Source organism: Ramlibacter aurantiacus (assembly GCF_016722895.1).
GTDB lineage: Bacteria > Pseudomonadota > Gammaproteobacteria > Burkholderiales > Burkholderiaceae_C > Ramlibacter > Ramlibacter aurantiacus.
The window spans coordinates 378,958-391,457 of sequence record NZ_JAEQNA010000003.1; the positions used below are offsets into that span (position 1 = coordinate 378,958).

The window sequence follows — 12,500 nt, forward strand, 5'->3', positions numbered from 1 at the left end:
GCCGCTTCGGGGGGGTCATCCCTCCACCTGCAGGAGCGCCGTCTTGCGCTCCAGCCCGCCGGCATACCCGGTCAGGGCGCCGCCCTTGCCGATGACGCGGTGGCAGGGCACGACGATGCTCAGCGGGTTGCGGCCGATCGCCGCGCCCACCGCCCGCACCGCCGCCGGCTGGCCGACGCGGCGGGCCAGCTCGCCGTACGAGACCGTCTGGCCGTGGCCGATGCCGCACAGCGCCTGCCAGATGCGCTGCTGGAACGGCGTGCCGGTGGCCAGGTCCAGCGGCAGGTCGAACTGGCGCAGGCGCCTCGCGAAGTAGGCGTCGAGCTGGCTTGCCGCTTCGCGCAGCACGGGGTGCTGCGGATCTTCCTGCCACGGCTCGTCGCCGGTGGGGCCGTGCTTCTGGCCGTGGAACCAGGCGCCCGCCAGCCCGCGGGCGGTGGCGGCCAGCCGCATCGGGCCGAGCGGGCTGGGATGGGTGAGGGTGAGCAGGTCGCGGGTCATGGCAGGGCTCGGTGGTCAAGGGGCGTCGGGCACGTCGGCGCGACGGCGACAAGGGGCCATGATAGGCGCGCCGCAGCGGCCGCGTGAGCCGCCGGCAGGCCCCGGCGGCGGTCAAGCGGCAAGTGCATCCCTGCCACAATCGCCAGCCTCGATTCATCTTCCAAGCAGCTCATCAGGGAGTTCCGCCGCCATGCCTCTGTCCCCCTCGATCTTCAAGGCCTACGACATCCGCGGCATCGTGCCGTCCACGCTCGACGAAGACGTCGCCGAGCGGCTGGGCCGTGCCTTCGCCGCCGCCGCCGTGCGCGAAGGCGAGCGGACCGTGGCCGTGGGCCGGGACGGGCGGCTGAGCGGCCCGGCGCTGTCGTCCGCGCTGGTGCGCGGGCTGGTGGCCGGCGGCGTCGATGTGGTGGACATCGGCCTGGCGACCACGCCCATGCTGTATTTCGCGGCCAGCACGCTGTGCACCAGCGGCATCCAGGTGACCGGCAGCCACAACCCCAGGGACTACAACGGCTTCAAGATGGTGCTGGCCGGCCGCGCCATCTACGGCGAGGAGATCCAGGCGCTGCGCCGTGCCATGGAGGGCTCGCAGGCCGATGCCCCGTCGCCCGGCAGGGTGCGCAACGTCAACGTGTTCCTGCCCTACCGCGACCGCATCGTCTCGGACGTGAAGCTCGCGCGCCCGGTGAAGATCGTGGTCGATTGCGGCAACGGCGTGGCCGGTGCCTCGGCCCCGGCCATCTTCCGCGCGCTGGGCTGCGAGGTGGTGGAGCTGTTCTCCGAGGTGGACGGCAACTTCCCCAACCACCATCCCGATCCCAGCAAGCCCGAGAACCTCAAGGACCTGATCGCCACGCTGCAGTCCACCGGCGCCGAGCTGGGACTGGCCTTCGACGGCGACGGCGACCGGCTGGGCATCGTCACGCGCGGCGGCAACACCATCTACCCCGACCGGCAGATGATGCTGTTCGCCCGCGACGTGCTGCAGCGCGTGCCGGCGGCCACCATCGTGTTCGACGTCAAGTGCACGCAGCGCCTCGCGCCGGCCATCCGCGAGGCGGGCGGCAAGCCGCTGATGTACAAGACCGGGCACTCGCTGATCAAGGCGCGCATGAAGGAGCTGGGTGCGCCGCTGGGCGGCGAGATGAGCGGCCACATCTTCTTCAAGGAACGCTGGTACGGCTTCGACGACGGCACGTACGCGGGCGCCCGGCTGCTGGAGATCCTGTCGCGCGAGTCCGATCCCAGCGCCGTGCTGGACGGCCTGCCCACCAGCTTTTCCACGCCCGAACTCAATGTGTCTTGCGCCGAAGGCGAGCCGCATGCGCTGGTCGCCAGGCTGGTGGAGTCGGCGCGCTTCGAGGCGCCGGCCGAGGTGTCCACCATCGACGGGCTCCGCGTGGACTGGCCCGACGGCTTCGGCCTGATCCGCGCCTCGAACACCACGCCCGTGCTGGTGCTGCGATTCGAGGGCCAGACGGCCGAGGCGCTGCAGCGCATCGAGACCGAGATGCTGCGCGTGCTGCACTCGGTCAAGCCCGACGCCCGCATCGGCGAGGCCGCGCATTGAGCAGCCAGGCCGGTGCGGCACCGCGCATCCTCGTCGTCAAGCTGTCGTCGCTGGGCGACGTGGTCCATGCCATGCCGGCCGTGCAGGACATGCGCCAGGCCCTGCCCGGGGCACGCATCGACTGGGTGGTCGAGCGCGGTTTCGCGCCGCTGGTGCGCCGCTGCCAGGGCGTGCAGCGGGTGATCGAGTGCGAGCTGCGGCGCTGGACCAAGGCGCCGCTCGCGCGCCCCACCCGTGAGGCCTGGCGTGCCTTCCGGCGCGAACTGCGACTGCAGCCCTACGACGCCGTGGTCGACCTGCAGGGGCTTACCAAGTCCGCGCTGGTGGCGCGCACCGCGCGGCTGGCCGAAGGCGGACGGCGCTACGCGCTGGCCAACCGCACCGAGGGCTCGAGCTGGGAGGCGCCGACCCGCTGGGTCGCCGACGTGGCGGTGCGCATCGAGCCGCGCATCCATGCCGTGGACCGCTCGCGCGAGCTGTGCGCGCGGGCGCTGGGCTACGCGGTGTCCGGGCCCGAGCGATTCGGCCTGGTGGCAGCCGCCGGCACGCAGCCCAGCGGCGAGGTGGCATTGGTGCACGGCACCTCGCGCGACGACAAGCTCTGGCCCGAGGACCACTGGATCGATCTGGGCCGTCGCCTGCAGGCCCGGGGCCATCGACTGGGCCTGCCCCACGGCAGCGACGCCGAACGCGAGCGCGCGGCGCGGCTGGCCGCGGCGCTGCCCGGCGCCGCCGTCTGGCCGCGGCTGGACCTGGGCCTGCTCACCGACCGGCTGGCCGGCTGCCAGGGCGTGATCGGCGTGGACAGCGGCCTGTCGCACATCGCCACCGCGCTCGACCTGCCGCATGTTCAGGTCTACAACTTCGACACCGCCTGGCGAACCGGCCCCGTGGGCCGGCCCCGGCAGCGAGGCGTGTTCGCGGCCCCCACGCCGCCGGTGGACGCGGTCTGGGCGGCCTGGGAACAGGTGAGCGCGGCCTGATGATCCACACGCTGTATTCGCTGGTCATGGCCGGCGCGCAGCCGCTGCTGCGGCGCAAGCTGCGGCGCCGCGGCCGGCACGAGCCGGGCTACCTGGAGGCGGTGGAAGAGCGCTTCGGCCACTACACCGGCACCGCCGAGCCCGGCGCGATCTGGGTGCATGCGGTCTCGCTGGGCGAGACCCGGGTCGCCGGCATCCTGGCCGCGGCGCTGCGCCGGCTCGACCCCGGCGTGCGGCTGCTGTTCACCCACGGCACCGCCACCGGCCGGGCCGAGGGCACGCGGCTGCTGCGCGAGGGCGACGCGCAGGCCTGGCTGCCCTGGGACACCCCTGCGGCCGTGGAGCGCTTCCTCGAGCATTTCCGCCCGCGTGCCGGGGTGCTGCTGGAAACCGAGGTCTGGCCCAACCTGGCGCAGGCCTGCGCACGCCGTGGCGTGCCGCTGGCGCTGGCCAACGCCAGGCTGTCCGAAAAGTCACTGCGCGGGGCGCAGCGGCTGTCGCTGCTGTCGCGGCCGGCCTATGCCTCGCTGGCCGCTGTCTGGGCGCAGACCGAGGCCGACGCCGAGCGGCTGCGCCAGGCGGGCGCCCGCGTCAGCGGCGTGCTGGGCAACCTCAAGTTCGACGCGGACCCCGATCCCGCCCAGTTGCAGCAGGGCGCCGCCTGGCGGCCGCCGCAGTCGCCACCGGTGGTGATGTTCGCCAGTTCGCGCGAGGGCGAAGAGGCCGAGTTGCTGCGGCTGCTGCAGGCCCGGCGTGACCGGCTCGCCAGTGGCCAGGCACGCCGCGCCACCGACTTCGCGCCGGGCGGGCCGGTGCGCTGGCTGCTGGTGCCGCGGCATCCGCAGCGCTTTGACGAGGTCGCGCAGCTGGCCGCGGCTGCCGGCTTCACCGTCTCGCGCCGCAGCCAGTGGCAGGCCGGTCCCGAGCCGGCCGACATCTGGATCGGCGACTCGCTGGGCGAGATGGCGCTGTACTACGCCCTGTCCGACGTCGCCTTGCTGGGCGGCAGCTTCGAGCCGCTGGGCGGGCAGAACCTGATCGAGGCCGCCGCCTGCGGCTGTCCGGTGGTCATGGGGCCGCACACCTTCAACTTCGCCGAGGCGGCGGTGACGGCCGAGGGCCACGGGGCGGCGGTGCGCGTGGATTCCCTGGCCGAGGCGCTGCGGCGCGCCTTGGAACTGCTGGCCGATCCGTCGAGGCGCGATGAGATGGCCGATGCCGCCAGGCAGTTCGCGCAGGCGCACCGAGGGGCGGCGCAGCGGTGCGCGCGGGCGCTGCTGGAATTGGCGGGGCGCGAGTAGGTTCCGGGCGCCACCCGGTTCGTCGAAGCCGGTGCACCGGGACGGCTCCCACGGCGTCGCCACCGCTGGCGACCTCCAGCCGGCACTCACGGCGTCCGGCCGGCGCTTCGTCGCATGCTGCTCGCCCGCGCGGCTGTCGCTCCCGACACTGCGTCCTCTTCTTGCCGGAGGATCGCCATGCAACTCACCCCCCTCATCGTCTTCCACGCGGGCACCGCGCTCGCCGCGCTCGCCATCGGCCCGGTGGTGCTGTGGAGCCGCATGGGCCGGCTGCGTCGGCCGCGCCTGCACCGGCTGCTGGGGTACACGTGGGTCGCGCTGATCCTGGTGGCCGCGCTGTCGTCGCTCTTCATCCGCGACTTCCGGCTGCCCAATGTGGCCGGGTACACGCCGATCCACCTGCTGGTGCCGGTCACGCTCGGCAGCCTGTGCGTGGCCTTTGCCGCGCTGGCCCGGGGCCACGTCGTCCTGCATCGCCGGACCATGCAACTGCTGTACCTGTCCGCCTGCGTAGTCACCGGGGCACTGACCCTGCTGCCGGGACGCGCCATGCACGACCTGGTGCTGCGGCAGTGGCTGGGCCTGGTATGAGCGAGCTGCCGCTGGGCATACTGCGCCCCATGCCGACGCACCGCGTGTTCACGCTCAGCCTGCTGCATCGCGGCCTGCAGGCGGCCGGGATGAACACGGTCATTGCGGTGGGGCTTTCCCTCGCCCTGTCGATGCCGCTGCTGGTGAACCTGGTGTATTCGCAAGCCATCGGCATGGCCATCTGGGCGTTGATCGACATCGGGCAGCGGGTGCTGGTGCGTGACTGGCAGACGCAGTGGCGCCGACTGCTGGTGATCGTGCCGGTAGCGGCGGTGGCCGGCTTCGCCATCGGCCTCGCCATCGCCCGGGCGGCAGGCGGTCCGCTGGACACGCCGCCGCTGCCGTTCGAGCGCCTTGCGGCCCTGCTGCTGCTGAGCCTGGCGGCCGCCGTGGTGGTCACCTACTACTTCGCCAGCCGTGAACACGCCAAGCGCAGCCAGGCGCAGGCCACGGAGCTGGCCCGGGCCGCACGACAGGCCCGGCTGAACCTGCTGGAAGCCCAGCTGGAGCCGCACATGCTGTTCAACACCCTGGCCAACCTGCGCGCGCTGATCGGCCTGGACACGGTCCGGGCTCAGGCCATGCTGGACCATCTGGTGGCCTACCTGCGCGCCACGCTGGGAGCTTCGCAGCGCGGCACGCACACGCTGGAAACCGAATTCGCGCGGCTGCACGACTACCTGGCGCTGATGTCGGTGCGCATGGGGCCGCGCCTGGGCTTCAGGCTGAACTTGCCGCCGGCCCTGGCCGACCACGAGGTGCCCAGCCTGCTGCTGCAGCCGCTGGTGGAAAACAGCATCCGCCACGGCATCGAGCCGCTGCCGGCAGGCGGGCATGTCGAGGTCAGCGCGGCGCAGGCTGGCGACGCCCTGGTGCTGGAAGTGAACGACACCGGCGCGGGGCCGAAATCCCTGGTGGGCGCGGGCGGCTTCGGGCTGGCGCAGGTGAGGGAACGGCTGCAGCTCACGCACGGCCCCGCCGCCCGCCTGGAACTGCTGGCCCGCTGCGGCGGCGGCACCACCGCCCGCATCCGACTGCCCCTGGATCGATGAGGTTCACCCCCATGGCCACCGCCTTGCTCGCCGACGATGAACCGCTGCTGCTGCAGGACCTCGGCGCCCAGCTGGCCCGGGCATGGCCCGGACTGCAGGTGCTGGAGCGGGTCGGCGATGGCGAAGCGGCGCTGGCGCGGGCGCTCGCACTGCGGCCTGACGTGGTGTTCCTGGACATCCGCATGCCTGGGCTGGACGGGCTGCAGGCGGCCCGCGAACTGACCCACGAATGGCCAGCGGGCGAGCCGTTCCCGGCCATCGTCTTCGTCACCGCCTATGAGCAGCACGCGGTGCAGGCCTTCGAGCTGGCAGCAGCCGACTACCTTCTCAAGCCCGTCGATCCGGGACGGCTCGGTCGCTGCGTCCAGCGCGTGCAGCAGTTGCTGGCCCAGCGGGCCGCCGACCCCGACTCCGCGGCCGCCGCGCTACGGCGCCTGCTGCTGCCGCCGCCGGCGGCATCGCAGCCGCCACTGCCGCCGCTTCGGATCATCCAGGCGGGCATCGGCACCACCATCCACCTCGTGCCGATCGACGAGGTGGTCTATTTCGAGGCGGCCGACAAGTACGTGCGCGTATGGACCGCCGAGGCCGAATACCTGGTGCGCACGCCGCTGAAGGAGCTGCAGGCGCGGCTGGATCCGGAGCAGTTCTGGCAGGTGCATCGCGGCACGGTGGTGCGGGCCGCGGCGATTTCGGCGGTGCACCGCGACCCGCGCACGGGGCGACTCGTCCTCGCCATGCGCGACAGGCCCGAGCGCCTGGCGGTCAGTCGGCTGCATGCGCAGGCCTTCAAGGCCATGTGACGGCAGGCTCGCAAGGCGTCAAAGCGGGTCGGCGCGCCCGCAGCCTCAGCCTCCCGCCGTTCCCAGCGGCCGCAGGTCGTCGGGCGTGAGCGTGCCGCTGGCCTGTCGCAGGCGCAGCTTGCCCATGAGCACGTTGTAGCGGGCCACCGCCAGGTCGCGCTTGGTCTGGAACAGCTGGCTCTGCGAGTTGAGCACGTCGATGTTGATGCGAACGCCCACCTGGTAGCCCAGGCGGTTGGCTTCCAGCGCGCTCTGGCTGGAGGTTTCGGCGGCTTCCAGCGCCCGCACCTGGCCGGCGCCGCTGACGACGCCGAAGTAGGCCGCCCTCGTGGCCTGGGCAATCGTGCGGCGGGCATTGTCGAGGTCGGCCTGGGCCCGGTCTTCCAGGGCCAGCGTCTCGCGGATGCGGTTCTGGGTGGCAAAGCCGGCGAACAGCGGCATGTTGAAGGTGACGCCGATCTGGCCCGAGTGGGTGCGGCCGCTGATCGCGCTGTTGGCGGTGCCGCCCGGGTTCTGGGTGGTGCCGCGGCTGGCGGTCAGGTCGACGGTCGGCTTGTGGCCGGCGCGGGCGCGCTCGGTTTCCAGGCGCGCCACGTCGAGGTTGGAGCGGGCCTGCCGGATCGTGGGGCTGGCCTCTTCGGCCAGCCGCACCCAGGCCTCGACGTCGTTCGGCGCGGGCGGGGCCATCACCACGTCGAGCGGCAGCGGCACCGGGTCGGCATCGGCACGGCCCACCAGGGTGTCCAGCGCCAGCCGGCGCACACGCAGTTCGTTCTCGGCCTGGATCTCCTGCGCCAGCACCAGGTCGTAGCGCGCCTGGGCTTCGCGGGTGTCGGTGATGGTGGCAGTGCCGACCTCGAAATTGCGGCGGGCGAAGGCCAGCTGTTCGCTCACGGCGCTCTTTTGCGCGCGGACGAAGGCCAGGGTTTCCCGCGCGGCCAGCACGTCGACGTAGGCCTGGCTGACCCGCACGATCAGGTCCTGGCCCGCAGCGTCGAGCTGGGCCTGGGCCAGCTCGATCTGGCGGCGGCTCTGCTCCCACAGCGCCAGGTTGGCCGGCCGGTACAGCGGCTGCGTGGCCGACACGGTGGCCGAGCGGGTGCCGAAATTGCGGTCGACGAAGGGTGCGGTGTTCTCGAAATCAGAGCGGCTGATCGAGCCCTGCAGGCCCAGCTGGGGCAGCAGGCCGGCCAGCGCCTGGTCGGCGCGAAAGACGGTGGCGTCGTACTGGGCACGCGCCGACTGGAACGCCGCATCGTGGCCGCGCGCCGCCTGGTACAGCTCCGGCAGGCTTTGCGCGCCGGCCGCGCCGGCCAAGGCCACCAATGCGAAGGGCAGGATGCGCATCGCGCGCGTGGCCATCGGGTTCATGTCCGTCCGTAGGTCGTTGTTCTAGGCCGATCAGTATCGAGGCACGGATGGGTCGCGCTCCAGGGTCCAGGCGTCGATTCCGCCCGCGAGGTTCACCACCTCGTCGAATCCGTTGCGTTCGAGGAACAGCGCCACCTGCATGCTGCGCATGCCGTGGTGGCACAGGCAGGCCGTGGGCCGGTCGGGCTGCAGCTCGCCCAGCCGCTGCGGGATCTGGTTCATGGGAATGTGCCGCAGCTCGAAGCCTTGCGGCTGCACGCTCGCGGCCTGCAGCTCGAGGGCTTCACGCACGTCCAGCACCAGCGGTTGCTGGCCGGCGTGCCGGTGCAACCAGTCGTCGAGCTGCGAAGGGCGGACCTGGGTGACCATCGGCCGGCCTTCAGAACCGGAACCGCGGCGGCGCTGCGAAGTGGCGCAGCCGAGGCGCCACGGTGTCCCAGCGCTGCGCGGTGCTGAAGCCCGCTTCGCGCCGGCGGGTGATCACGGTGGCACGCATCATCGGCTCCTCGCCGACGATGGCGACCAGCCGGCCGCCCTCGGCGAGTTGGTCCAGCAGCACTTGCGGCACCTCGGCCACCGAGCCACTGAGCATGATGACGTCGAAGGGGCCGTCGCCCGGCAGGCCGCGCGAGCCGTCGGCCTGGCGCACCTCGACGTTGGACAGTCCGGCGCGCTGCAGGTTGTCCCGGGCCATCTCGACCAGGTCGGGATCGATCTCCAGGGTGATGACGCGCTGGGCGCGGTGGGCCAGCAGGGCCGCCACGTAACCGGAGCCGGCGCCGACCTCGAGCACCTTCTCAAAGGGGCGGGGGTCGGCGTCCTGCACCATGCGGGCCTCGACCCGCGGGGCCAGCATGCAGCGGCCGCTGACCATGGCTTCCTCGACGCTGCCGACCAGCGGGATTTCCATGTCGACGAAGGACAGTGCCCGGTGCGCGGGAGGCACGAAGTCTTCGCGCCGCACCTGGGCCAGCAGCTCCAGGACCTGCGGATCCAGCACCTCCCAGGTGCGGATCTGCTGCTCGATCATGTTGTGGCGGGCCTGTTCGTAGTCGGTGGTCATCGCAAGCGGCTGCATTCGGACAAACCCTGGATTCTAGGAGCCGCCGCTAGTCGACCGGCCGGAACCGCGCCCACTGCCAGGCGGCCCATTCGCGCAGCAGCTGCCGGGACGCGAGCAGTGCGTGGGCCGAGGGCAGCCATTCCAGCAGCGGCCGGTCGCGCGGCCGGAGAAAACCCATCGGCGCCGGCAGCACCACCAGGCCGTGTCGCCGGAACTCCAGCGCCGCCCGGGGCAGGTGCCAGCTGTCGGTGACCAGGGCGATGCGCTGGATGCCGTCACGTTTGAGCAGCGCGGCCATGCGCTCGGCGCTGTCGCGGGTGTCGCGGGAGGCCGATTCGGCCCAGCGCAGGTCGGTCCCGAAATCCTGCCGGGCCGACAGGCGCGCGGCCTCGGCCTCGTTGGCCGTGCTGCGGCCCGCCCAGCCGACGCCACCCGAAAAGCCCAGGGGCAACCCGCTGAGCCGCGCCAGCCGCACCCCGTAGCGCAGCCGCTCGAGGCTGTAGGAGGACGGTTGCGGCACGCCGTATTCCGGCGCTTCCGGCACCACCCCGCCGCCCAGCACCACGACGGCCTGCACCCGCGCCTGGCGCAACTGCGCCAGTCCCACCGGCTCGACTGGCGGCAGCAGCTGGCGCGCCAGCCCGAGCGAGACCACGTGCGTGCTGAGCAGCCATAGCAGCACCAGCGCGAACAGCCCGATGGCGAACCCGCCCCGGCGCCCCGCGCGCACCAGCACCAGCCCCAGCAGCGCCAACAGCAGGGGACCTGCCGGCGGCAGCAGCAAGGCACCCATCACGGCCCTGACATCACCTGCTTCCATGGGCGCGCATGGTAGCGCTACGGCCGCGCGAGCCCGGGGCTATAGTGGGTCGGCGAGCCTTCCTCCACCCCCTTTCGACCCCATGAACCCATCCGAAACCATCGTCCTCGGCGGCGGCTGCTTCTGGTGCACCGAAGCGGTGTTCGTCAAGGTGCGCGGCGTGCTGGACGTCGAGTCCGGCTACAGCAACGGCCATGTCGAGCGGCCCAGCTACGAGCAGGTGTGCACCGGCACCACCGGCCACAACGAAGTCGTGAAGCTGGTGTACGACCCCGGGCAGATCAGCACGCGGCAGATCCTCGAGATCTTCTTCGTGGTGCATGATCCCACCCAGCTGAACCGCCAGGGCAACGACGTCGGCACCCAATACCGCAGCGGCATCTACTTCACGACGCCGCAGCAGAAGCAGGTGGCCGACGACATGATCCGCGAGCTGGGCCAGGACAAGGCCTATCCAGGGCCGGTTGTCACCGAGGTGCAGCCGCTGTCCAACTACTGGCCGGCCGAGGACTACCACCAGGACTTCTTCGAGAAGAACCCCTACCAGGGCTACTGCCTGGCCGTGGCCGCGCCCAAGGTGGCCAAGTTCCGGAAGACGTTCTCGCAGCTGGTACGCGACTGAAGGCCGCCGCGCGTGTCAGCTTCGATCGCGCGGCGCCTACAGCGGCTGGAGCGACCTGCGGGTGTACGGATCGCGGCGGTGTGCATAGGATGAGCTCCCACGCACGCGAAAGGGATCGTCATGACCCACCTGGCTGCCCCCCTGTTCCTGCTGGCCCTGCTCGCTGCGCCTCCTGCCGCCGCTGAGCCGGCGCCGAGGTGCCCCGAGCCGCAGGCCGGCGACAAGCTGCCACTCGAACGCGAGCAGTTGATCGCCCACATGGGCCGGTGGCCGGATGCCTGCCTCAAGCAGATGTTCCGGAGTTGCGATGCGAGTGCCGGCCGTGGCCTGCTGGAGGTGGACAGCGCCGCCACCTGCTCCCTGGGCTACGAGGCGTTGGTGCGGGGCAGCTTCGCGGGCGACTTCCAGGCTTTCATGGCCTGGTGGCGCGCCGATCGGCGCGCCGAGTAGGCGCGCCCGTTCAGGGGGCGAGCCGTTCGCGCACCCAGACAGCTTCGGCGGTGAGCCGGTACTGCAGGCGGTCGTGCAGCCGGCTCTTGCGGCCTTGCCAGAACTCCCAGCGGTCGGGCACCAGCCGGAAGCCGCCCCAGTGCCGCGGGCGCGGTGGGTGCAGCAGGTACTGCGCGGCGTACTTCGCGGCGTTGGCCACCAGCACCGTACGACCGGCGATCACCTGGCTCTGCGGACTGGCCCAGGCGCCGATGCGCGAATCGAGCGGGCGGCTGGCGTAGTAGGCGTCGCTTTCCTCGGCCGATGTGCGTTCGACCCGGCCTTCGATGCGCACCACCCGTTCGAGCTCGACCCAGTGGAACTGCAAGGCGGCCCAGGGGTTGCCGGCCAGCTCCTGGCCCTTGCGGCTTTCGTAATTGGTGTACCAGACCACCCCGCGTTCGTCGTAGCCCTTGACCAGCACCACGCGCGTGCTCGGGCGCAGGTCGCTGCCGACGGTGGCCAGCGTCATGGCGTTGGGCTCGGGCACCGCGCCGGCGATGGCTTCGGTCAACCATTGGTCGAACTGGCGCAAGGGGTCGGCATGGCTGGCGTCTTCGCTCAGCTCGGCGCGTTCGTAGCTCTTGCGCAGCTCGGCGATCTGGCTGGAGGTGGTGCTCATGGTGCGGGATTGTCGCTGTCGCGGGCGAGCAGCCCGAGCAGCCGTTCGAGCTGCCGGTCGTGGATGTCCAGGCGCCGCAGTTCCTCCAGGGTGCGCCGCGCGTAGTCGAGCGTGGTGCCATAAATGCCGCAGGCGCTGCCGAAGATGCGCCGGTAGTCGGCCTCGCTCAGCACGCCGGTGTGGTTGGGGCTGCGCCGCGACAGGGTGAAGGCCAGGGCGGTTACCGGACCCTGGGGCGTCCGGCAGGCGAGCCAGCGCGGGTCGTAGACGCCGGTGGGCATCTCGCGCGCCCACAGGTCCTGCAGCACCGCGCGGCCGTGGGCCTTGGGCACCCGGAAGGCCATGCCCCGGCAGCTGCCGCCGGACAGCAGCGCGAACACCAGGCCCGGCTGCTCGGGCGTGCCGCGGTTGATGCGGCTCCACATCTTGAGGGCGCGGTGCCAGCCGTTGACGCGCGCGGGCCGGCGCTCGGCGTGATCGAAGCCGGGCCGCCAGATCAGCGAGCCATAGCCGAACAGCCACAGGTCGTCATGGCCGCCCCATTCGGCCACCGTACGCTGCAGCAGGGGCAGCGGGTCGCGCAGGGGCTTGAGCCCGTGCGGGACCGGGGGCAGCAGCGGCATCATGGGCAGCGCACTCATGCGTCGGAATCTATCAACGCGGCCCGCCCAGGGGAATGTGACGCCCCGTAAACCGCGGCCTGCCGCAC

At 72.0% G+C, this 12,500-nt stretch carries 15 protein-coding genes; 8 read left to right on the forward strand and 7 right to left on the reverse strand.

Annotated elements, in window-relative coordinates:
- Positions 1 to 15 precede the first annotated feature (15 nt).
- Positions 16 to 501, reverse strand: a complete 486-nt coding sequence (locus tag JI739_RS11730) for a methylated-DNA--[protein]-cysteine S-methyltransferase (protein ID WP_236589489.1) — start codon at positions 499 to 501, stop codon at positions 16 to 18.
- Between the two features lie 190 nt (positions 502 to 691).
- Here JI739_RS11730 and JI739_RS11735 point away from each other — a divergent pair, with 190 nt between their 5' ends.
- The 6 genes from JI739_RS11735 to JI739_RS11760 all read left to right on the forward strand — a co-directional run bounded on the left by JI739_RS11735 (position 692) and on the right by JI739_RS11760 (position 6,804).
- Positions 692 to 2,074 carry a phosphomannomutase/phosphoglucomutase gene (locus tag JI739_RS11735; RefSeq protein WP_201684077.1) on the forward strand — a complete coding sequence of 461 codons (1,383 nt, stop codon included), beginning with the start codon at positions 692 to 694 and terminating at the stop codon, positions 2,072 to 2,074.
- Positions 2,071 to 3,057 (forward strand): lipopolysaccharide heptosyltransferase I, encoded by a 987-nt coding sequence (gene waaC / locus JI739_RS11740; RefSeq protein ID WP_201684078.1) that lies wholly within the window; start codon positions 2,071 to 2,073, stop codon positions 3,055 to 3,057. The genes JI739_RS11735 and waaC overlap by 4 nt, the downstream gene beginning before the upstream one ends.
- Positions 3,057 to 4,358, forward strand: a complete 1,302-nt coding sequence (locus JI739_RS11745; RefSeq protein WP_201684079.1) for a 3-deoxy-D-manno-octulosonic acid transferase — start codon at positions 3,057 to 3,059, stop codon at positions 4,356 to 4,358. Before waaC ends, JI739_RS11745 begins: the two co-directional genes overlap by 1 nt.
- 177 nt (positions 4,359 to 4,535) lie before the next feature.
- Positions 4,536 to 4,949, forward strand: coding sequence for a DUF2306 domain-containing protein (locus tag JI739_RS11750; RefSeq protein ID WP_201684080.1), 414 nt, complete (start codon positions 4,536 to 4,538; stop codon positions 4,947 to 4,949).
- Between the two features lie 29 nt (positions 4,950 to 4,978).
- Complete coding sequence (locus JI739_RS11755; protein ID WP_201684081.1) at positions 4,979 to 6,001, forward strand: sensor histidine kinase; 1,023 nt, start codon at positions 4,979 to 4,981, stop codon at positions 5,999 to 6,001.
- Complete coding sequence (locus JI739_RS11760) at positions 5,998 to 6,804, forward strand: LytR/AlgR family response regulator transcription factor (RefSeq protein ID WP_236589490.1); 807 nt, start codon at positions 5,998 to 6,000, stop codon at positions 6,802 to 6,804. Before JI739_RS11755 ends, JI739_RS11760 begins: the two co-directional genes overlap by 4 nt.
- Positions 6,805 to 6,849: 45 nt before the next feature.
- On the opposite strand, the gene JI739_RS11765 is transcribed toward JI739_RS11760, so the two are convergent.
- Genes JI739_RS11765 through JI739_RS11780 form a run of 4 tightly spaced genes read right to left on the reverse strand, consistent with a single transcriptional unit; the run spans position 6,850 to position 10,058 of the window.
- Positions 6,850 to 8,175, reverse strand: coding sequence for a TolC family outer membrane protein (locus JI739_RS11765; protein WP_435531602.1), 1,326 nt, complete (start codon positions 8,173 to 8,175; stop codon positions 6,850 to 6,852).
- Between the two features lie 30 nt (positions 8,176 to 8,205).
- Positions 8,206 to 8,544 carry a rhodanese-like domain-containing protein gene (locus JI739_RS11770; RefSeq protein WP_201684082.1) on the reverse strand — a complete coding sequence of 113 codons (339 nt, stop codon included), beginning with the start codon at positions 8,542 to 8,544 and terminating at the stop codon, positions 8,206 to 8,208.
- Between the two features lie 10 nt (positions 8,545 to 8,554).
- Positions 8,555 to 9,238, reverse strand: a complete 684-nt coding sequence (locus JI739_RS11775) for a protein-L-isoaspartate O-methyltransferase family protein (RefSeq protein ID WP_236589491.1) — start codon at positions 9,236 to 9,238, stop codon at positions 8,555 to 8,557.
- Positions 9,239 to 9,284: 46 nt separating this feature from the next.
- Positions 9,285 to 10,058: a YdcF family protein gene (locus tag JI739_RS11780; RefSeq protein WP_201684084.1), complete on the reverse strand. Its 774-nt coding sequence runs from the start codon at positions 10,056 to 10,058 to the stop codon at positions 9,285 to 9,287.
- An 82-nt stretch (positions 10,059 to 10,140) separates the two neighbouring features.
- Between JI739_RS11780 and msrA the strand changes: the two genes are divergently transcribed.
- Both msrA and JI739_RS11790 read left to right on the forward strand, forming a co-directional pair.
- The gene (gene msrA, locus JI739_RS11785) at positions 10,141 to 10,680 is read left to right on the forward strand and encodes a peptide-methionine (S)-S-oxide reductase MsrA (protein ID WP_201684085.1); all 540 of its coding nucleotides are present in this window, start codon (positions 10,141 to 10,143) and stop codon (positions 10,678 to 10,680) included.
- Positions 10,681 to 10,800: 120 nt separating this feature from the next.
- Positions 10,801 to 11,130 (forward strand): hypothetical protein, encoded by a 330-nt coding sequence (locus tag JI739_RS11790; RefSeq protein ID WP_201684086.1) that lies wholly within the window; start codon positions 10,801 to 10,803, stop codon positions 11,128 to 11,130.
- Positions 11,131 to 11,140: 10 nt separating this feature from the next.
- Here JI739_RS11790 and pdxH read toward each other — a convergent pair whose 3' ends face one another.
- The gene (pdxH, locus tag JI739_RS11795) at positions 11,141 to 11,791 is read right to left on the reverse strand and encodes a pyridoxamine 5'-phosphate oxidase (RefSeq protein WP_201684087.1); all 651 of its coding nucleotides are present in this window, start codon (positions 11,789 to 11,791) and stop codon (positions 11,141 to 11,143) included.
- Positions 11,788 to 12,432 carry a gamma-glutamylcyclotransferase gene (locus JI739_RS11800; protein WP_236589492.1) on the reverse strand — a complete coding sequence of 215 codons (645 nt, stop codon included), beginning with the start codon at positions 12,430 to 12,432 and terminating at the stop codon, positions 11,788 to 11,790. The genes pdxH and JI739_RS11800 overlap by 4 nt, the downstream gene beginning before the upstream one ends.
- Positions 12,433 to 12,500: the final 68 nt, after the last annotated feature.